The organism is Blautia massiliensis (ex Durand et al. 2017) (genome assembly GCF_051861785.1).
In the GTDB taxonomy this organism is placed as follows: Bacteria; Bacillota; Clostridia; order Lachnospirales; family Lachnospiraceae; genus Blautia_A; species Blautia_A luti_A.
Genome location: NZ_CP146725.1, coordinates 1,402,551 through 1,421,460 on the forward strand (window position 1 = coordinate 1,402,551; position 18,910 = coordinate 1,421,460).

Annotated in this window: 15 protein-coding genes; 2 read left to right on the top strand and 13 right to left on the bottom strand. The window is 46.5% G+C overall.

Features of this window, described 5'->3' with window-relative positions; all coding sequences use genetic code 11:
- The 9 genes from V9W66_RS06790 to V9W66_RS06830 form a co-directional block, all read right to left on the bottom strand.
- Positions 1-1,557, bottom strand: coding sequence for an ABC transporter substrate-binding protein (locus V9W66_RS06790; RefSeq protein ID WP_144093433.1), 1,557 nt, complete (start codon positions 1,555-1,557; stop codon positions 1-3).
- Between the two features lie 46 nt (positions 1,558-1,603).
- Entirely contained in the window at positions 1,604-2,473 is an 870-nt protein-coding gene (gene nikC / locus V9W66_RS06795; RefSeq protein WP_144093435.1) for a nickel transporter permease, read from the bottom strand.
- Positions 2,470-3,414 (bottom strand): nickel ABC transporter permease, encoded by a 945-nt coding sequence (nikB, locus tag V9W66_RS06800; RefSeq protein ID WP_118062337.1) that lies wholly within the window; start codon positions 3,412-3,414, stop codon positions 2,470-2,472. The genes nikC and nikB overlap by 4 nt, the downstream gene beginning before the upstream one ends.
- Before the next feature lie 132 nt (positions 3,415-3,546).
- Positions 3,547-5,496, bottom strand: coding sequence for a dipeptide ABC transporter ATP-binding protein (locus V9W66_RS06805; protein WP_243121622.1), 1,950 nt, complete (start codon positions 5,494-5,496; stop codon positions 3,547-3,549).
- 25 nt (positions 5,497-5,521) lie between these two features.
- Positions 5,522-7,108, bottom strand: a complete 1,587-nt coding sequence (locus V9W66_RS06810; protein WP_144093439.1) for an ABC transporter substrate-binding protein — start codon at positions 7,106-7,108, stop codon at positions 5,522-5,524.
- Positions 7,109-7,202: 94 nt separating this feature from the next.
- Entirely contained in the window at positions 7,203-8,120 is a 918-nt protein-coding gene (locus V9W66_RS06815; protein WP_144093441.1) for an ABC transporter permease, read from the bottom strand.
- A complete protein-coding gene (locus tag V9W66_RS06820; protein WP_144093443.1) occupies positions 8,114-9,106 on the bottom strand; it encodes an ABC transporter permease in 993 nt (330 codons plus the stop codon). The genes V9W66_RS06815 and V9W66_RS06820 overlap by 7 nt, the downstream gene beginning before the upstream one ends.
- A gap of 416 nt (positions 9,107-9,522) precedes the next feature.
- A complete protein-coding gene (locus V9W66_RS06825) occupies positions 9,523-10,440 on the bottom strand; it encodes a LysR family transcriptional regulator (RefSeq protein WP_144093445.1) in 918 nt (305 codons plus the stop codon).
- A gap of 4 nt (positions 10,441-10,444) precedes the next feature.
- Positions 10,445-12,886, bottom strand: coding sequence for a methyltransferase domain-containing protein (locus V9W66_RS06830; RefSeq protein ID WP_144093447.1), 2,442 nt, complete (start codon positions 12,884-12,886; stop codon positions 10,445-10,447).
- Between the two features lie 256 nt (positions 12,887-13,142).
- Here V9W66_RS06830 and V9W66_RS06835 point away from each other — a divergent pair, with 256 nt between their 5' ends.
- Both V9W66_RS06835 and V9W66_RS06840 read left to right on the top strand, forming a co-directional pair.
- Entirely contained in the window at positions 13,143-13,778 is a 636-nt protein-coding gene (locus tag V9W66_RS06835) for an endonuclease III domain-containing protein (RefSeq protein ID WP_022427162.1), read from the top strand.
- 47 nt (positions 13,779-13,825) lie between these two features.
- Entirely contained in the window at positions 13,826-14,359 is a 534-nt protein-coding gene (locus V9W66_RS06840) for a DUF3877 family protein (protein WP_144093450.1), read from the top strand.
- A 143-nt stretch (positions 14,360-14,502) separates the two neighbouring features.
- Here V9W66_RS06840 and V9W66_RS06845 read toward each other — a convergent pair whose 3' ends face one another.
- From V9W66_RS06845 to V9W66_RS06860, 4 genes are read right to left on the bottom strand one after another with little or no spacing between them, the layout of a single operon-like run.
- Positions 14,503-16,314, bottom strand: coding sequence for a DUF6320 domain-containing protein (locus V9W66_RS06845; RefSeq protein WP_144093452.1), 1,812 nt, complete (start codon positions 16,312-16,314; stop codon positions 14,503-14,505).
- A complete protein-coding gene (locus tag V9W66_RS06850) occupies positions 16,280-17,569 on the bottom strand; it encodes an alpha/beta hydrolase (protein ID WP_330575266.1) in 1,290 nt (429 codons plus the stop codon). Before V9W66_RS06850 ends, V9W66_RS06845 begins: the two co-directional genes overlap by 35 nt.
- A gap of 19 nt (positions 17,570-17,588) precedes the next feature.
- Complete coding sequence (locus V9W66_RS06855) at positions 17,589-18,395, bottom strand: DNA-3-methyladenine glycosylase family protein (protein WP_021652785.1); 807 nt, start codon at positions 18,393-18,395, stop codon at positions 17,589-17,591.
- Positions 18,392-18,712, bottom strand: a complete 321-nt coding sequence (locus V9W66_RS06860; protein ID WP_144093455.1) for a hypothetical protein — start codon at positions 18,710-18,712, stop codon at positions 18,392-18,394. The genes V9W66_RS06855 and V9W66_RS06860 overlap by 4 nt, the downstream gene beginning before the upstream one ends.
- Between the last annotated feature and the right edge of the window lie 198 nt (positions 18,713-18,910).

Here is an 18,910-nt window from a genome sequence, read left to right on the forward strand (position 1 = left end):
TTATTTCACTTCCAGATCTGCCGTGATCTCGTAATAATCACATGGGTGAGCAGTCAGCCCTGATACATTTGACTTTGACACAAGTCCCATATTCAGATGAGAAACAAAGAAATACGCATCATCATCCAGAATGGTCTGCTGTGCTTCCACAGCAAGCTTGCCTCTCTCATCTGTATCAAAGGTCTCATGCAGCTTCGCTACGATATCATCAACATCCGAATTGCTGTATTTGCCATAATTTTTAGCAGCATCAGATATAACTGTACTTGTGAAGAAATATTCCGGATCACCGGTAGGTGCAGTTGTAAGCGAGCTTACATATACATCAAATTCTCCATTCTTTGCATACGTCGCATGGTCTGCTGTATTGTTGACATCGACCTCAATTCCGATGTCCTTTAAAGTGGACTGTGCATATTCTGCAAGCTTAGGCTGTTCCAGACGGGTTGGATAGGTCAGCCATGTGATGGACAGCTTCTTTCCGTCCTTATCTGCATAGCCATCTCCATCCGTATCTGTCCATCCGGATTCTTCCAGAAGCTTTTTCGCCTCTTCCGGATCATAGGACGGTGCCTTTACTGCATCGTTTCCATAGGAAAAGCTGCTTGGGAAGGCTCCCACTGCCGGAACACCTCGTCCTTCCATGATCACACTGCAGAAGCCGTCCTTATCGATTCCCATCTCAATGGCTTTTCTCACATTCTGATCCTGCATCAGTTCAGACTTCATATTAAACTGTCCGAAGAAACATCGGCTTGTTGCTACAGAGCTGATCTGATAGTCTGGATTTCCGTCAAAAAGCGCATAGTTGTCATACTGAAGTCCATAGGTTCCCTGTATATCGCCTGTCTGTAATGCTGCAGTCAGGGCACTTCCGTCTGAGAAGGATTTTACGATAACGTTGTCTACCTTTACATCTCCGCCCCAGTAATCCTCATTTTTTACCAGCTTAATCTCTGTTGGAGATACCTCTGTTGCAACATAAGGGCCTGTTCCTGCCACATTTGCAGAGCCGCCCTCTCCCTGTACGCCATAATCCATATCAATGATAGCACCATATGGATCACCGAGATAATGGATCAGTGCCGGACATGGTTCGGAAGTATGGATCGTTACTGTCATTCCATCTGCTTCGATCTTATCGATCTTCATATCGTAAGGTGCACGGTCATGGTTTGCGATCAGATCCTCCAGGCATTCCTTTACCGCTTCTCCGTCCATGGTTCTTCCGCTGGAAAATTTCACACCATCACGAAGGGTGATCTTTACTGTATTATCGTCTGTAAATTCATAGTCTGTAGCAAGCCATGGCTCTACCTCCATGTTGTCATTGTACTTAAACAGTGTTTCTCCTACGCCATAACGAAGACAGCTCCATCCGGAATAATTGTCGTGAGGGTTTAATCCTGCATCTCCCATTTCTTCACTATATCCGGTAGTTCCGTAAACAAAGGTAGTTCCTTCACTCTTTTCTTTGCTTTTTGCTGCTGCCGGAACTCCTGTCATGCTCATGACCATTGCCGCTGCAAGCACTGCTGCCAGAATCTTTTTCTTCATAATCTCCGCTCTCACTTTCTCTGTTATGTTTATTTATAAGTGCCTGTTATCCTTTTCTCCTGTTTCGTTCCTTCGGATCCATATAATCCCGGATCGTATCTCCCAAAAGATTAAAGATCATTACTGTAATAAAAATCGCCATTCCCGGCGCAAGTACCATCCACGGTGAAATCTGCAGCATACTTCTTCCATCGTTGATCATACTTCCCCATTCTGCCATTGGAGGCTTTACCCCAAGCCCGAGAAAGGAAAGTCCTGCCAGCTCCATCATCATGGTTCCGATATCAAGAACTGACGTAACAAGGATGGGGCCTGCGATATTGGGAAGGATATGTTTGAGCAGAAGCTTTCCTGTACTGCTTCCGGAAAGCTTCGCCGCCATAAGATATGCAGAGTCCTTCTGAGTCAGAGTAAGCCCTCTGGCAAGTCTCGCAAACTTCGGCCAGCTGATCACTGCCAGGGCAATGATCGCATTCTGGATACCGCCTCCCAGAACACCTGCTACTGCCAGGGCAAATACCAGTCCCGGAAAAGCCAGGAACAGATCAGAGATACGCATCAGAACGGTATCGGCTTTGCCGCCCTTCCAGCCACAGAAAATACCAATAGCCGTTCCCGCCACCGTGATCACCGCAACCAGGAGCAGCGTTGCATAAATACTGGTCGTACTTCCTATGATCACACGGGAAAGCATATCTCTTCCATAACGGTCTGTCCCCAGCAGATGCTCCGGTCCCGGCGGTTTCTGGGCAAGTGCCAGATCCTGGGCATAAGGATCATAAGGGCAGAGATATTTTGCAGATGCTGCTACAAACAGAAGCAATGCTGTAAGCACAAGAAAAAAGACAAGCTTTGCTTTTGTATGATTTTTCCGGATCTTCTGCTTCCGGACTGTGATATTATTTTTTCCACTCATGCTCTGTCACCTCCAAGTCGTACTCTCGGATCCAGATAGTGGTAAATAATATCTGTCACCAGATTTACCAGAACATAAATAACCGCCATCCAGGCCACATAAGCCTGGATGATCGGATAGTCACGCATGGTGATCGCATCTACCGCCAGTTTTCCGACACCATCCCACATAAAGATATTTTCCACAATGGCAGTTCCTCCCAGAAGATTACCGATGGACAGAGCCAGCAGTGTGATGATCGTCAGCATGGAAGCCTTCATTACACTCTTCCAGATGATCACACGACTGCGGATCCCTCTTGCCCGGGCTCCGGTCACATAATCCTTATTCAGTTCTTCCAGAACCGTGGCACGCACCTGTCTGGTATATTTTGCAGCCATGGAGATCGCCAGTGTCAGTGTCGGCAGAATAATACTCTGTCCGAGATCTGTATTTGTGACTACCGGTAAAACGCCCAGCCTGATGGACAGAAAATACATCAGGACCATGGCAGCAAAAAAATTCGGCATGGAATTGCCGATAAAGCTTAAAAATCTTATCAGATAATCTACCCATTTGTTGTGCTTTACTGCTGACAGGATTCCCAACGGGATCGCAAGAACAATTGTAAGAAGGATCGATGACAGAGTCAGCATCATCGTTGCCGGAAGCTTTGAAATAAAGGTTTCATAGACATCTCTGTGAGACACATAGCTCTCTCCCATATCTCCGGTTACCATTCCCGCAAACCAGGCAGCATATTGTACAAGGAATGGTTTATCAAGGCCATATTCTGCCTTCGCCTTATCAATGACCTCCTGGGATACTGCAGAGCCTGCATTTTCATACATATAAGTTACTGCATCTCCGCCGGCAAGCCGCATCATGGCAAAAGAAAGAAATGTGATCCCGATCAGAACCGGGATCAGCTGCAGCAACCGTTTTATTATATATTTTCCCATATTTTCCTCTCCGCACTTTGTTTCTCAGTATTTCGAATAACAAAAGTTTAACAACACGGCTGTTCTGCCACAACCCCGGCGGGGGGATTTTACATATTCCATTTTGTCATGCATATGTATTCCATTATGTTCTTATATTCTCACACAGTGACATGCGGATAATTCTTTCCAGCCCTCTCCAAGAGACTGTGGCTCTTCATACTCGATCAGCCTCCGTTTTCTCTCTTCCAGCGGATCCGGGATATGGATTGCAGAAAGCAGGGACTGTGTATAAGGATGCTGCGGATTTTCAAAAAGCTCTTTTGTAGGTGCCATTTCTACCAGCTTTCCGTTTTTCATCACACCGGTTGTATCACTTAAAAAACGTACCATGGACAGATCATGGGCAATAAAAAGAAACGAAAATCTTTTTTCCTGCTGAAGCTTTTTAAAAAGCATGACGATCTGTGCCTGGATAGAAATGTCCAACGATGCGATGGGTTCATCTGCAATGATAAGACGTGGTTCCATGAGAAGGCTTCTTCCTATGGCAACTCTCTGTCTCTGTCCGCCGGAAAGCTCTCCCGGCTTTTTCGAAAGAATGCTTTCATCCAGTCCTGTCTCCTTCAGGATTTCCCGAAGCCTGTTCTCCAGAATTTCTCTGTCACGGATCCTGCGGCTGATCTTTACAGGCTCCAGCATGATCTGCCGTATGCTCATTCGGGGATTCAATGCAGCGCCCGAATCCTGAAAGATCATCTGGATCTCCGTCTGCATTTTCTTCCGCATTCCGAAAGAATCCTTTTTATCCGGCACTCTTTCTCCCTGATAAAAGATCTCCCCGCCTGTAGGCCGGTAGATTCCTGCAAGCGTTCTGGCTGTCGTGGATTTTCCACAGCCGGTTTCTCCCACCAGTGCCATGATCTCACCTTCCCGGATACTGAAGGAAACATCATCCACTGCATGGATCGTATAATCGGAACGGATACGGAAATGCTGCTTCAGATTTCTGGCTTCGATCAGTACAGGCGCCTGTTTCTGTTCTGTTTTCTGTAAAAATGACGCTTCCTTTTTATCCGGTTTCTGTTTACGGCCGCTGTTTTTCGGTAATCTGTCCTTCAAAATGGAGGTCTTTTCTATTTTCGGAGCTCTTTCATCCAGAAGCCATGTGGCGGCATAATGCGTATCACTGACCTTAAACATCGGAGGAGTCTGTTCATAATCGATTGCCAGTGCCTGGGGATTTCGAACGGCAAACGCATCTCCCGGCGGAGGATTCAAAAGAGAGGGCGGCATTCCGGGGATCGGATTCAGCTCCCCTTTTTCACCTGCAAATACAGGCAGAGAAGACAGAAGTCCCCAGGTATAAGGATGCCGGGGATCATAATAAACATCTTCCGCTGTCCCGATCTCAATGATCTTTCCTGCATACATAACTGCAACTCTGTCTGCGATCCTTGCAACAGCTCCCAGATCATGAGATATGAACACAATACTGATCCCTGTTTTTTCTCTCAGCTCAAGAAGCAGATCCAGAATCTTTGCTTCCACGGTTGCATCCAATGCTGTAGTCGCCTCATCGGCAAATAATATTTCCGGATCACAGGCCAGTGCAATAGCCAACACACAACGCTGACGCATTCCTCCTGAAAAAAAATGAGGCTGCAGGCCATAGCGCTGTTCTGCATCCGGAATCCCTACCAGCTTCAGCATTTCCACAGCTCTTTTTTTCGCCTCATTCCTGGATACTTTCTGATCTTTGATAATAGCCTCTGTGATCTGTTTGCCAACAGGGATCGTCGGATTCAGCGTCAGCATAGGGTCCTGGAACACCATGCTTACCTTGCTTCCGCACAGCTTTTCCATTTTTTTTCTTTTATAGGCTGTGATATTCTCTCCGCAGAGACTGATCTCTCCGCTTTTTACATGTGCATTCGGTGGCAGAAGCTTCATCACACTACGGCACATAACGGTTTTTCCACATCCGGATTCACCTACGATACAAAGTATCTCTCCTTTTTTTACCGTGAGATCAACATTCCGGACGGCCTGTACCTCGCCGTCCGGTGTGTCAAAGCTTACCGAATAGTTTTTTAATTCCAAAACGGTTTCCTGCATGATCTTTTCCTTATTTTGTAATGGTCCAGTTTTCAATATTCCACATAACACCTACGGAATGATGTCCCAGAACACGTGTGGTATCCAGTCCGTCAAGTCCGGAAACGCCTACATAATCTCCCTGAAGATAAGCAACCAGAAGGATTCCAGGTGCCTCGGCATATGCCTTTTCGAATTCACCATATGCTTCTTTTCTGGCTTCCTCAGTCTCACCGTGACGGCCTTCCTCAAGATATTTATCCACATCTGCATTGGAATAATGCATGTTGTTTCCACTTGCATCTGTCACAAAATTTACATATGCCATATCCGGGTCAAACTGTGTTGAATAGCCGGCAAGAAATCCATTGTATCCTGCATCCCAGTCAAATTTGGTAACAAGCTTTACTTCCATTTCCACACCAGCCTGCTTCAGCATATCAGACATGACATTGGCAATATCCACACGCTCTTCTTCGTAATCACGTACCTGGATGGTAAAGTGGAATTTCTGTCCGTTTCTCTCATAGATCCCATCATCACCTTTTTTCCATCCCAGCTCTTCCATCTTCTTTGCAAAGGTATCCAGATCATAGGAGTAGATATTGGCTTCCTTATCTGTTCCGAGAGGGTTTCTCTGGATCGGGCTGTATGCCGGCTCCCCCTGTCCTGCAAGAACACCTGCAATAATGGAATCCTTATCCAGCGCATAATTCAGAACGCCGATGGAATCTCCGTTTTCCTTCCAGAAATCTGTGCTCATATCCATGGCAGCTCCACGGTAATCTGCTGTGGTGAACTCCCAGTAATTATATCCGTCCTTATCCTTGAACTGAGAAGCATAGTTGGAATTCAGCCATGCAAGATCCGCCTCACCGGACTGGAGCATGGTTGCCTTTGTAGTCTCATCCGATACTGTACGATATACAACGGTTTCAATATTCGGAACCTTTCCGTAATAATCTTCATTTCGTTTCAGTGTGATCATTCCGCCGGTAGCATCCCAGTCTTCAAATTTATAACGGCCTGTTCCCACCGGATTCTGGTTAAAGGATGTAGTATTTATGTCCTCCCCTTCCAGAAGATGCTCTGGAAGGATTCCCATGGTAAAGTAATCCAGCATGGCAGCATCATACTGATCCAGTGTAAAGATCACAGTCTGATCATCCGGTGCCTCAATACTTGTGATGTCCTGATAGTTGCTGGTGATGCTGGCTCCCAGGGTTTCATCCTCTGTAAGCTCCTTATAGGTGTATACAACATCCTTTGCATTGAAATCTTCTCCATCATGCCACTTAACACCATCTCGAAGTTTAAAAGTATAGGTATTGGTATCCTTGTCAAAGGTATAACTCTCTGCAAGATCCTCTACCGGCTTTCCATTGGCATCATATTTCATCAGTCCTGAAAAAATAAGATCCGGAAGTTCATCATGGTTATTCAGAAGGGGATTGATCGTACTTTCTGACTCACCTGCATATACCAGAGTTTTGTTTTCTTCTGCCGCAGCTACAGTTACCGCACTGCCTGCCGATACTCCTGTACATGCTGCGGTCACTGCTGCCAGTGTTATCGCAGCATATTTTCTTCCATAGTTGATTCCTGTTCTCTTTTTCATTCTGTTTTCCTCATCTTTCCTTATTTTCAAACCGGTTATCTACACCTCGGAATGTTTTATCACGGTTTGCGTCCAAATATTTTTTCTGACTGCATCAGAGATTGCTGTAATGATCATTTACCTCACTTCTCACAAAGCTTCCCATACTGGTAATGCACATTAAAGTAATGACCAGAAAAACTCCCGGGATCACGATCACCCACCAGGTATTCATGATCAGTGCTTTATTTGCCAGTGAGAGCATACTTCCCCAGGAGACTACATTTGCCGGAAGCCCGAGGCCAAGAAAGCTTAAAGTAGATTCCATGGTAATACAGCTGCTTATCGAAGAGATCACCACAAACATGATCGCCGAAACAAAATTCGGTATCAGATGGTGATACATCACATATCCAAAACTTCCTCCGCAGAGTCTTGCATACATCACATAATCACTGTTTCTTATCTGCCGCACTTCACTTCTTACAATACGTGCCAGTGCAAACCACCCGGTAATACCGATGATCACAGATATGCTGATCACATCATCGGCCTGAAGGACCGCAGACAGGATCAGGATCAGCAGAAGGGTCGGAATACTTCCGCACATTTCCGTAAACCGCATCAGAACCGAATCCACCTTTGGACCTGCTGTTCCGCTGATGCATCCGTAGGTAACACCGATCACAGTAATGATCGCAGCTCCCAGAAGCCCGATCACCAGAGAAACCCGTCCGCCATACCAGATCAGTGAATAAATATCTCTTCCAAGCGAATCCGTTCCAAAGATAAATTCCTTTCCCGGCGGTGTATTCAGATTCTGGAGATAAAAACCTGAGGGATCATGATTTGCAACAACATTTGCAAATACACAGCCCAAAACGATCAGAAAAAGCAGGAACATGGAAAATACCGGTTTCCCCTTCAGCTTTTCCTGAAATGTTTTTTTTCGTTTTTCAGATTCATGCTGCTTCCACCCGGCACCAACTACCTGAAAAAGCTCAGCTTCTGAAAGCTTCCGGTCAGCTACCATACCCTCACCTCCGAATCCTTCATTCTTGGATCGATCTCTTCATTGACAGTCTGTGCAACAAAGCTGCTTAAAAATACGATAAATCCCGTGATCAGCACATCGATCATCAGCAGGTTATAATCATGATATTTCGCAGATTCCACTGCAAGATTTCCAATTCCCGCATAATTGAAAACAGCTTCCACAGTTACAGTCCCACCGGTTACATGGGGTACCGAGACTGCCATGATACTCACGATCGTCGGCATTACATTTCGAAGACAATGCTTCCACAGGATCTTTCTTTTGGAAAGTCCCTTGGATCTGGCAAGAAGTACATAATCCTTTCGCACCTCATCCAGGAATTTGTTGCGTATCATATATGCGTAATACCAGAGATGGCTGAAGATCATTACTACCAGCGGAAGGATCATATGCTTCATACGATTGCCGATACTATCTGCCATTCCCACATCATAGGCACCGCTGCTTGGGAACCATCCAAGATTTACACTGAAGATCAGGATCAGTACCACACCAAGCCAGAAAGCCGGCACATAATAGGCTGCTGTTCCGATCTTGCAGATCAGCCGGTCGATCCACTGATCCTCATGGAGCGTACAGAATATGGCGATCAGAACTGCCAGTATAAAGATCACAATATAAGCAATTCCTCCCAGCACCAGAGTATTTCCGATCAGCGGTTTGATCACATTCATAACCGGCTGCCTGTATTTCAGCGACAATCCGAAATCACCATGGACTACATTGGTAAACCACCTTACATACTGTACCCCGATCCCCTGATCCAGTCCCAGCCTCGTTCTGGCCGCAGCCACTTCCTCGCTGGTCATCATTTCCAGGGAATCTCCGTAAAAAGACTGCAGGGGATCTCCCGGCGCCAGTCTCGCCAGCCAGAACACCACCACAGACAGCAGAAACATAACCACTGAAAGCAGAAGGATCCGCTTCAGGATCCGGATGACGAGTTTATTTTCTTTGTTCATAATTTTCCTTTCCCACTGCCCTTTACAGTTCAGACAGACATTCGCATTCCTCTCTGCTGCATACTCATGAACACAAATCGTGGAGCGATTAGTGTTCATATTTCAAAAGCAGTTATGGCATCCAAAACCATAACTGCTTTTGAAAGGGTCGTGTTATTATTCGACAAAACATTTGTATGCACAAATAGGAGTGCGCGGAGGTTATGTGCATCACAGTGTTTTTATATTCAGCACGCGGAGTGTGCTGCTGATATTATTTTATCATTTAACAGCTTTCGGACAACCCCGGTACGGGGATATTGGACAGTCGGGTTTGGCATGGATGTGTATTCCATATAAAAAACGGGACTTTTCTGTATCAGGAACCTGTGTCCCGTGCAGAAAAATCCCGTCTGGTCTTTTGCTTTATTCTTTTATCACTTCCCGGAAATCTGAAGTCTTTCCTTCACGAATCCCAGAAAATCCTTTCCCTGTTCACTGAGCTCTTCACCTCTCCGGCAAATGCACCCGTAAACAAGTTTCTGGCCTTCTCCCGGAAATGTATATTTCACGGAGGAATATCCCGGATCACGGCCGGAAAGATCCGCACCACTGATATTACACAGCTCTCCGGAACCAAGAAGACGTTCCACGATATAATCACTGTTTGTTACGACTACAGTCTCTGCCTCCACTGCGGAATGACCGTTTTCCTCTACAAGGTTCCGGTAATTATCCGGGGAAAATTCATCGGGAAATCTCTGGATCAGCCTGAGCTGGGACATATTAAAATCTCCCTCATCTGCTGTATCTGCTTTCCCTTTCCCGGTATAAATATTTACCTCGGTTTCCGTCAGCAGCTCAAATTCCAGATAATTCCGGGAAAGAAAATACTGGAACGCCGCCAGCTGATTCTGCATCACATAGGCGAATCCCATATCATCCTGTCTGCCTTTCACACGTTTTATGATCTCATGGGTATCTGCTGCGTAAACCTGATAATGAAGATCATCGCACTTATGTGCTTCATAATACGTTACGAAGATATCCGCAAACCAGGAGCTGGGATGAAAGCATACACACAAGCTGCTTTTTGCAAGTGGCTGTGCCTGCATTTCCAGTTCATCTATATTTTCCAGGATCCTCTGCACATGGATATATGCACGCTCTCCTTCCGGTGTCAGCTCTATGCCCTTTGCATGACGGACAAACAGCTGGGTACGCATATCGTCTTCCATGGAACGGATCACCTTGCTTACATTTGACTGCGTGGTAAAAAGCATCTCTGCTGCCTGGCTGAAGGAGCCTGTTTTGGCACAGGCCGCAAAATACTGTATCTGTTTTATATTGAGCATGATCCTACCTCTGTTTCTTTGCAAAGATCAAAAACATCGGGGTCGGATTGTAAAACTCGTCTTTTTCTGTATAAATACGTTTGCTGATACCAAGGTCAAAGGAAAATTCTTCCACACCTATACGGCTCAGCGTTTCCAGATCCCATGCCGGACGCAGAAAAGAACTGATGGGCAGCTGCCGCTTGATATCCTCGCATTCCTGCATCAGCTCATCCTGGATCTGATGATGGGCATGATTCTCCGGAAGATCCGCAGTGTCCGCAAAGTCTGCTGCTCCGTAGTTTGCATCCAGATTTATCATCACTCCGCCCGGTTTCAGTACGCGGAACCATTCCTGATAAGCATGCTCCGCGTCCGGAAGTGTCCAGGTAAGGTTTCGTGATACGATCACGTCAAATTCCTCATCCGGAAAATCCGGAGCTTCTGCATCCATCACCATAAACCGGCAGTCTGCTTTTTCTTCCTCCGTCAGCTCCTTTGCATGAGTGATCATATCCGGCGTCAGATCGATCCCGGTTACCTGATGGCCTTCCTTTGCAAGAAGAATGGTAAAAAATCCGGTTCCGCAGCCTACATCCAGGATCCGGAGATTCTTTTTCTCAGGCAGATACTTCTTAAGCTCAGCCATCCAGCGGCCTGCAAGTGCACTGTGAAGCTCTGCTCTTCTCTGTTCCAGAAAGCTGTCGCTGCGCCTGGTCCAGTACTGGGCGATCCTTGTTTTCCGCTCGTCTTTTTCTCTTACGATATTTCCGTAGGTGATCACAGGGCCGCCTTCCACAACCTGAAGGCTTGATACCTGATAAAGGATCACACCATCCATGTCTGCGCGACAGATTTCCTGTACATTTCCCTCATAATCACGGATCTCTCCAAGATACTCATCCTGATGAACGATATCGCCTGGTTTCTTCACCGGGTACCAGAGACCGTTGACACTGGCGCACTGATAACGCACATCATCCATTTTCAGCGGATAGTACGTACTGTGGGAACGGATTCCGTTATAGGCTCCGATGCTGCAGAGGATATTTCTTACATCTCTTCGCATGGAATCCACTTCCTCCCGTTCCCAGGTTCCCATACAGCCGCGTTCCAGAAGGACCGCCGGAATATGGAAGGTACTTGCCGCATAATTGTAGGCGCCGCCTGTACTCACATTTGACTGTACCATATATGGGACATCAACCTGCTCTGCCATTTTCCGGGAAGCTTCCACGATCTCCGGCTTTGCCACGCCTGCAAAATATACATACGGAGTCAGCTCCTCATAATCATCACCGCCGTGAAGATCGATATAATAATCTGCCTTCCGAATCAGGGATTCTGTGATGGCCGCTGCCAGTCGTTCCATTTTTGTGCCATCTTTTCTGCCAGGGAAAACACGGTTCAGATTTTTTCCGTCTTCCCAGCTGATGCTGCCTGCACGCTTCTCAAAGTCTTCCCGGTTCAGCACCTTTACCAGAACCAGCTGGCCCTTTACCTTTTCCGGCTTCAGCCGCTTCGACAGCTCGATCAGAGTCTGGATCCCCACATACTCTCCTGCATGAAGACCTGCTGTGACGAGAACGGTTTTTCCAGGATCTTTTCCACGGATGATGGTTGCCGGAAGGACAAATTCTCCATCTCCGAGCTCGAGAAAGCCTTCTGTTTTTTCTCCTGCCGCAACCGGAAGATTCAGGAAATGATCCGGCTTTACACCAGTTACCATAAACATTGGTGTGGACTGATAATTTAATCTCTCCTCCTCACTCCAGACCGTTTTCCATATTTCTGTGTCTGTGCGGATCCCAAGAAGTCCTGCTTCTCTGAGAGTTTTTACATCCCACTGGGGACGACTGATCTTTGACAGCGGTACCTGGAGGGCGATCCGCTCCATGCGCTCAATATCCGTACAGAGATAGTGATCATCCAGGCTGTTGTTTTCCACATTTTTCCGGTCGTTTTCGTAGGCCTTACGCTGCTCTTCCTCATAAAGATAACCGTACCAGTTGGCATCAAAATTCAGAAGTCTTCCTCCTGCCTTCAGTACACGGACCCACTCTCTGTAAGCAACATCAGGATGCTCCAGATTCCAGGTAAGATTTCGGGAAATGACCACGTCAAAGGTATTATCCTCAAAATCCAGCTTCTGTGCATCCATCCTCCAAAAACAGATGTTCCGGCAAAGCTCTCCTGCATTTTCCTTTGCCTTTTCCAGCATTCCTTCCGTATAATCCACTGCATCTACATGATATCCGGCTTCTGCCAGGATCACAGGAAAAAATCCGGGGCCTGTTCCGATATCCAGGATACGGATCTCTTCCCTGGGTTTGTCCGGAAACTGACTGGTCAGCACCTTAAGCCATGCGTTTTTCTGCGTTCCTGCAAGCTCTTTATGATTCACTTCGGAGTACCCTTCTGTACGGGTGCTCCAGTAAGATTCGATTTCATCGAGAAGTTTTTCCACGTTGATTCCTCCGCACTTTTCTATTCACGTGAGGGAGATCAGGTCCCTCACAGGTCACGTTTAATGTACCAAATTGTCAGGGTATTAACAAGCCCCTGGGGGGGATTCCCAAAATTGCTCTGCTGATAAAATTCCCAAATGCCACACACTGCTTCCGTACTCCTGTCCACCTTGTAATTCTCCGAATGCTGTGGTATCATCCTGGCTGTAGTAATTCAGTAATATAACCGAAATTGAAAGGATGGTTCATATACAAATGACAACACAGGAACTGGCCTATGAAGTTATCAGCCGTTTAAAAAAGGAATATCCGGATGCAGACTGTACACTGGATTATGATGATGCCTGGAAGCTTCTTGTAAGTGTCCGTCTGGCAGCTCAGTGCACCGATGCCCGGGTCAATGTAGTTGTTCAGGATCTCTATGCAAAATACCCGGATGTGGCAGCCCTGGCAGCAGCAGAGCCGGAAGCGATCGAAGCCATTGTACGTCCCTGCGGCCTTGGAAAAAGCAAAGCCCGGGACATCAGCGCCTGTATGCGCATTCTCCACGAACAGTATCACGACAAGGTGCCGGAAGACTTTAACGCACTTCTGAAGCTTCCCGGTGTGGGCCGAAAAAGCGCAAACCTGATCATGGGGGACGTATTCGGCAAGCCCGCCATTGTAACAGATACTCACTGTATCCGCCTTTCCAATCGCATCGGCCTTGTCCATGACATGAAGGATCCGAAAAAGGTGGAAATGGCTCTCTGGAAGATCATCCCTCCGGAAGAAGGCAATGATCTCTGCCACCGTCTTGTCAATCATGGAAGAGAAGTCTGTACAGCGCGGACAAAGCCTTACTGTGACCGCTGCTGTCTCAATGATATCTGCGAAAAAAATGGGATCTGAATGTATGCAGTTCAATAAACCTTCAGACCTCGGAAAGGAAAAACATAATGAATTTCAAAAAACTGGAAAATAATCTCCTGGATATGATCCAGGAACAACAGGTAAAGATCGGATACATGAGCGGAGTTACCCGTTTTTATTATCCGCTGCAGTCTCTGAACCGCCTTCTTGGCACAGAGCTTACGGAAGAAGAAATGCAGCATGCAATGGAAAAATTCTCAGATTATGCCTGTGACCGTCTTGGAAAAGTAACGGCTTCTTCCAAAAACGGGCGTTTCTGCATCACCCTGCCGCCTCAGGCCTCGGACTACGTTCACGAAAACCGGAAGCCGAGTGAATTTCTGGTACGCTTTATAGGCACGGTTGCACGTCAGGGCTGTACTCTGGATGAAGTGATGGACATTTTTCATGCTTATTCCGAACATGTACACGTGGAAAAAACAACCGGAACCGGATTTGATTATCTTGTATATTTCGAAGACGGGATCCCGGATGACTACCGGTATTGTCTGTCCCTGGAGGGTGAGCATATGATCTATCATAAGTTCACACCGGAGGACTATGAGGACTTCGGATTCTGATCTCCGAACATCGGGCAAGTTTCCCCCACTGCTTATTGCTTTTCGCAACCCTGCAGGAGACTCCCTTGATTTGATCAAAAAACCGCCGGTCTGCAGACAGCTCTTCAAAAAGTCCTCTGCAGATCGACGGTTGTTTTTATTTTCTATGCACGGAATTTCTTCTGCATCTCCCGCACCATATCTTTCCTCTTAAACAGGAACAGCCATATCAGCATCAGGAAACTGACGCATATGCAGATCAGAGACGGATACAGCACCGTTACCACACCGGCAGCCAACAGGATCACAGGGATCACTCCTCCGAAAGCTCCTGCCTCCAGAAGATAGATCATATATTCCGCCACCTCCAGCTTCTGTACCGCAGTGATCACCCACATGGAGCAGATCACAGCAAGCGCAGCCAGAGGAAGCAGATAATCCACAGACCAGCCACGCCAGCCGGTAAACACATCCCAAAGCACTCCTGCAACAGCTGCGATCACCAGCTGCCACATCTCATTCTTCAGAAGATTCCGCCGCTTCACATAAGCCACTGAAACCATCAGCCAGGTGCAGAACGCCCCTGCAGTCACAAACCAGGCCCAGCCTATATGACCATCCAGCAGATAATCGATCAGATTACATACCACAGCCAGCACAATACACAGAAATGTAAAGCTCTCAAAAAGCTTCATCTGCTGTTTCTGCTCCTCTTTCTGTCCCGGAAGATCATTCTCCCGAATTGTACAGGATACCTGCTCATTTTTCAGTCTCTCCACAAAATTCCGCTCAATATTTCCATTGGGGATCTTGGACGTAAAGCTTAAAACCATCTCATCTCCAAAAGAACAGGAACACAGCTGCAGACTGTCCGTGCTTGCAAAAAGTCCGAATCTCTGAATATATTTCCGATATTCCTCCGGCATCCGGATGATCCCCACATTGGAATAGATCGCCGTGATAGACCTCCCTCCGAGAGTCGTCCCGGCAAGAAGGAACGGGGTTTTGATCTCAAGTGGTACCAGACGCAGGATCGGATTTTTCTCCAGGCTTACCAGATCATTCAGCTTTGCTTCGATCACGTCCTTACTCAGTTCCTTTGCAAACTGCTCCTTTACGGATCTCAGAATATCCTCAAAGGCTGTATCAGGCTGAAAATAACAGCTGATCTCGATCCATCCGAAAAAATTTGCCATAGACCGGGACGGAAAATAATTTCTCAAATTTACCGGGATCATCAGACCAATGGGCTTTTTCGCCTGATTCTGAGGTACTTCTTCATGGATCGCCCAGATAAGTGCTGCCGTAAGAAAAACCGTGATCGACACACCGGCCGCTTTTGCACGGGCGTGGATCTCTTTTACCGGAACACAGACTTCCGTGATATTCATATCCTCCTGCCTGAGCTTCTCGCCTTTTAACTGGAAAGCAGGCTTCTTGGACTCTCTCTTTCTTGGCGCATCGGAGGAATAATACTGAGAAAAGCTGTCCTCCTCCATATCCCTGCCCGTAATGTTTTCATCCGGAAAAAGCTCCGGAAGCTCTGCGGATGGGTGCGTCTCCTGAAGATAATTTTTCACCAGCTCCATCAGAAAATGCATGGCTCCCGTTCCATCCGTCAGCGCATGAAATACCTCGAAATTGATCCTGTTCTTATAATAGCTCACCCGAAAAAGAAGCGTTTTTTTGTCCGGAATATAAAGTCCGCTGCAGGGTGCACCTGCTTCTTTCTTTACCACTGCCGGAATATCACGTCTCTCCAGATAAAACCAGAACAGTCCCTTTCTTAAAACTGCACGGAAAAGAGGATATTTTTCCAGTGTCCCCTCCAGGGCCTCCTGCAGGTTTTCTTCTTTTATCTCTTCTTTCAGTTCACAGTAAAAACGAAATACCCTGGTGTCATTCTTTCCTGTCACCGCCGGGAACGCCAGCGCCGCATTGTCAAGTTTTCTCCACTGTGCATATTCGTTCTTCATGATGCTTTCCTTCTTCCTGTTCCTCTGTTTCGAGAAAACGATTTACATATGCAAAGCTCTCCTGCACATGCAGAAATTTGATCCCCAGTGCAAAATACCCGTGAAACGCACCTGCGATCCTGCGCACTTCCACACGATTTCCCGCTTCCTTCAGTTTTTCACCAAATGCCTCACCTTCATCCCGAAGAGGATCGAACTCAGCGGTAAGTATCAGTGTATCCGGCATATTTCTAAGATTCTTCTCCAGGATCGGCGCAAAATAGGGATTCCTCCTGTCTTCCGGACAACTCTCATAGAATTTCAGATAATCTTCCATCTTCTCCGCTGTGAGAAGATAACCGGTTCCGTTTGTTTTTACGGATTCAAAGGGAGAGTCTTCCGTATAACAGTTGTTCAGTGCCGGATAAATAAGGATCTGTTTTTTTGGAAAAAAATCTCCGCGGTCTCTGGCCATCATACATACAGCCGCTGCCAGATTTCCGCCTGCACTATCTCCCATAATGGTGATACGATCCGGATCCGTATTCAGAAGAAAACGATTGGTGTAAAAAGTCTTCGCAGCTGCATAACAATCCATCAGTCCCACCGGGAAACGGTATTCCGGGGCCAGCCTGTATTCAACAGACGCCACGATCTGACCGGTAGACTGTGCCATTCTGGCACAAACCCGCTGATAATTCTCTACACTTTCCGTAACCCAGCCACCGCCATGGAAAAACAGGATCACCGGTGGTTTTTTTCCGGAGGCGGCACCGTTTTCCATGTCCTCTTCTGTTGGAAAAAACAGACGGATCGGCACTTTATAGTCTCCGTTATAAACTTCCGCATCCAGCGTCCTGTAAAAGATCCTCATAGGATCCATCTTCTTAAGATCTGCCAGCTTTCTGGAAGCCTCCACTTCGATCCCGCCATAGGAAAGAGCATGGAGCACGGTCCGCACGGCACGTGGCATAGCAGTTTTTCTACCGGTCGGAATGCCCGGAACTATGACCGGGCGGCTTCTTCTGTTTTCTTTTCTTGTATAGATATATTTTGTTTCTGTTTCATATCTTCCAGGAATGCAGACTTGTTTCACGCAGGTACGCCTGTAGGCAATCCTCTTCAGGATCTCATGATCTGTACAGATGATCACTTCCGTTCCCTTATAGCCCCGGATATAATATCTGTTTTCTTTCTTTTTTATACGTGGTTGTCTCAATCGCAGTAAATATTTTCTGATTACTTTTTCCTCCGTGGATTTTTCCTTTATTTTCATCTATGATAGCATCCGCAGTCTATGAGTACAAGTCATAGTAAAAAATATACTGCTGCATGATCCCACGCATTCCTCTGTATCTGCGGTTGGGAAATCCTCTTTTGTAATGCACGTCCATGACCTGACGGATGTGGGTATCTATGGGAAAAGCATCCATATGATGCAGTGCAAACAGGCAGATACATTCAGCTACCTTTTCTCCCACACCACAGAGCTTCATCAGCTCCTTCTTTGCCTGAGGGTAACGCATATCATAGATTTTTTCCAGGGAGATCTGACCGGATGCAATGGTCCTGGCCGTTACTGCGATATATTTTGCCCGGTATCCCAGGCCGCATCCTCTTAACTCCTCTTCCGTTGCCTGACTCAGCGCCTCTACAGTCGGAAAAGCGTAGTATTCCACACCTGCAGATGAATTTTTTCGCTCTCCGTACTTCCGGCAGATGGTTTCGATACATTTGCGGATACGCTTGATATTGTTCTGCTGAGATATCAGAAACGTAACGATCATTTCCCAGAGATCCTGTCTTAATATCCGTATCCCGTCTCCTGCCTTTATTGCGGCACCCAGATATTTATCCCGTGGATTAGCAGCATTCATGTAAGCTTCATAATCCGTATCCAGATCAAAATAAAGCACCCAGTAACAGATAAATTCCTCCTGAGAGCAGCAGAAATCCACCACTCCGTCTTTCTGATACATTTCCAGATACTGGTCTCCCGCCACCATGGAAAAATGTCCGTCTCCAAGCTTTCTCATCCGGAAGCACTGTCCGGAATCGCATATTTTATCAAGGCTGAAATGTTCCAGCTCTACTGTGATCATGTCTGTCCCTCTCGTAAATATTTTTCCTTATATAATGTTCTGTATTCTCTTGAAATGATATCATTGCTCTCCACTCTGCTCTTCTCCATCATGCGAAAACAGGAAATGCTTCTTGCCAGAAGGATCTGCACATACGCCTGTTCCACTGCAAGATCTCCTTCTTCCATATGATAAAGCTCCTGTCCCATACCAAGCTCCGGAGTTCCCTCTGTGATATAGATAAACTCTATGGAGTTATAAAGATGGGGTGAAGCATGGGCTGAGGTCCGCAGATGAATATGGAGATTCTTCTTTTTTTCTTCGTATACTGGAAACATGGATTTTTCTCTCCGCAATATTTGACTACTTTTTCTGTGTTTTTGGCACGTAATATTTCCGAGAGTTTATTATAATGCATTTGTAAGTTAAAGAAAAGAGGAGGAAACTAAAATGAAAAAAATCATAGAATTTATCAAATATGCGATCCAATGCTACATGGAGATCAATGCAAGAAATCCATACTTCCACTAAGAAGA

Coding starts and splice junctions, on each gene's coding strand:
- V9W66_RS06790 (WP_144093433.1), bottom strand. CDS start 1,557: ATGAAGAAAAAGATTCTGGCAGCAGTGCTTGCAGCGGCAATGGTCATG.
- nikC (WP_144093435.1), bottom strand. CDS start 2,473: ATGAGTGGAAAAAATAATATCACAGTCCGGAAGCAGAAGATCCGGAAA.
- nikB (WP_118062337.1), bottom strand. CDS start 3,414: ATGGGAAAATATATAATAAAACGGTTGCTGCAGCTGATCCCGGTTCTG.
- V9W66_RS06810 (WP_144093439.1), bottom strand. CDS start 7,108: ATGAAAAAGAGAACAGGAATCAACTATGGAAGAAAATATGCTGCGATA.
- V9W66_RS06815 (WP_144093441.1), bottom strand. CDS start 8,120: ATGGTAGCTGACCGGAAGCTTTCAGAAGCTGAGCTTTTTCAGGTAGTT.
- V9W66_RS06820 (WP_144093443.1), bottom strand. CDS start 9,106: ATGAACAAAGAAAATAAACTCGTCATCCGGATCCTGAAGCGGATCCTT.
- V9W66_RS06825 (WP_144093445.1), bottom strand. CDS start 10,440: ATGCTCAATATAAAACAGATACAGTATTTTGCGGCCTGTGCCAAAACA.
- V9W66_RS06835 (WP_022427162.1), top strand. CDS start 13,143: ATGACAACACAGGAACTGGCCTATGAAGTTATCAGCCGTTTAAAAAAG.
- V9W66_RS06840 (WP_144093450.1), top strand. CDS start 13,826: ATGAATTTCAAAAAACTGGAAAATAATCTCCTGGATATGATCCAGGAA.
- V9W66_RS06845 (WP_144093452.1), bottom strand. CDS start 16,314: ATGAAGAACGAATATGCACAGTGGAGAAAACTTGACAATGCGGCGCTG.
- V9W66_RS06850 (WP_330575266.1), bottom strand. CDS start 17,569: ATGAAAATAAAGGAAAAATCCACGGAGGAAAAAGTAATCAGAAAATAT.
- V9W66_RS06855 (WP_021652785.1), bottom strand. CDS start 18,395: ATGATCACAGTAGAGCTGGAACATTTCAGCCTTGATAAAATATGCGAT.
- V9W66_RS06860 (WP_144093455.1), bottom strand. CDS start 18,712: ATGTTTCCAGTATACGAAGAAAAAAAGAAGAATCTCCATATTCATCTG.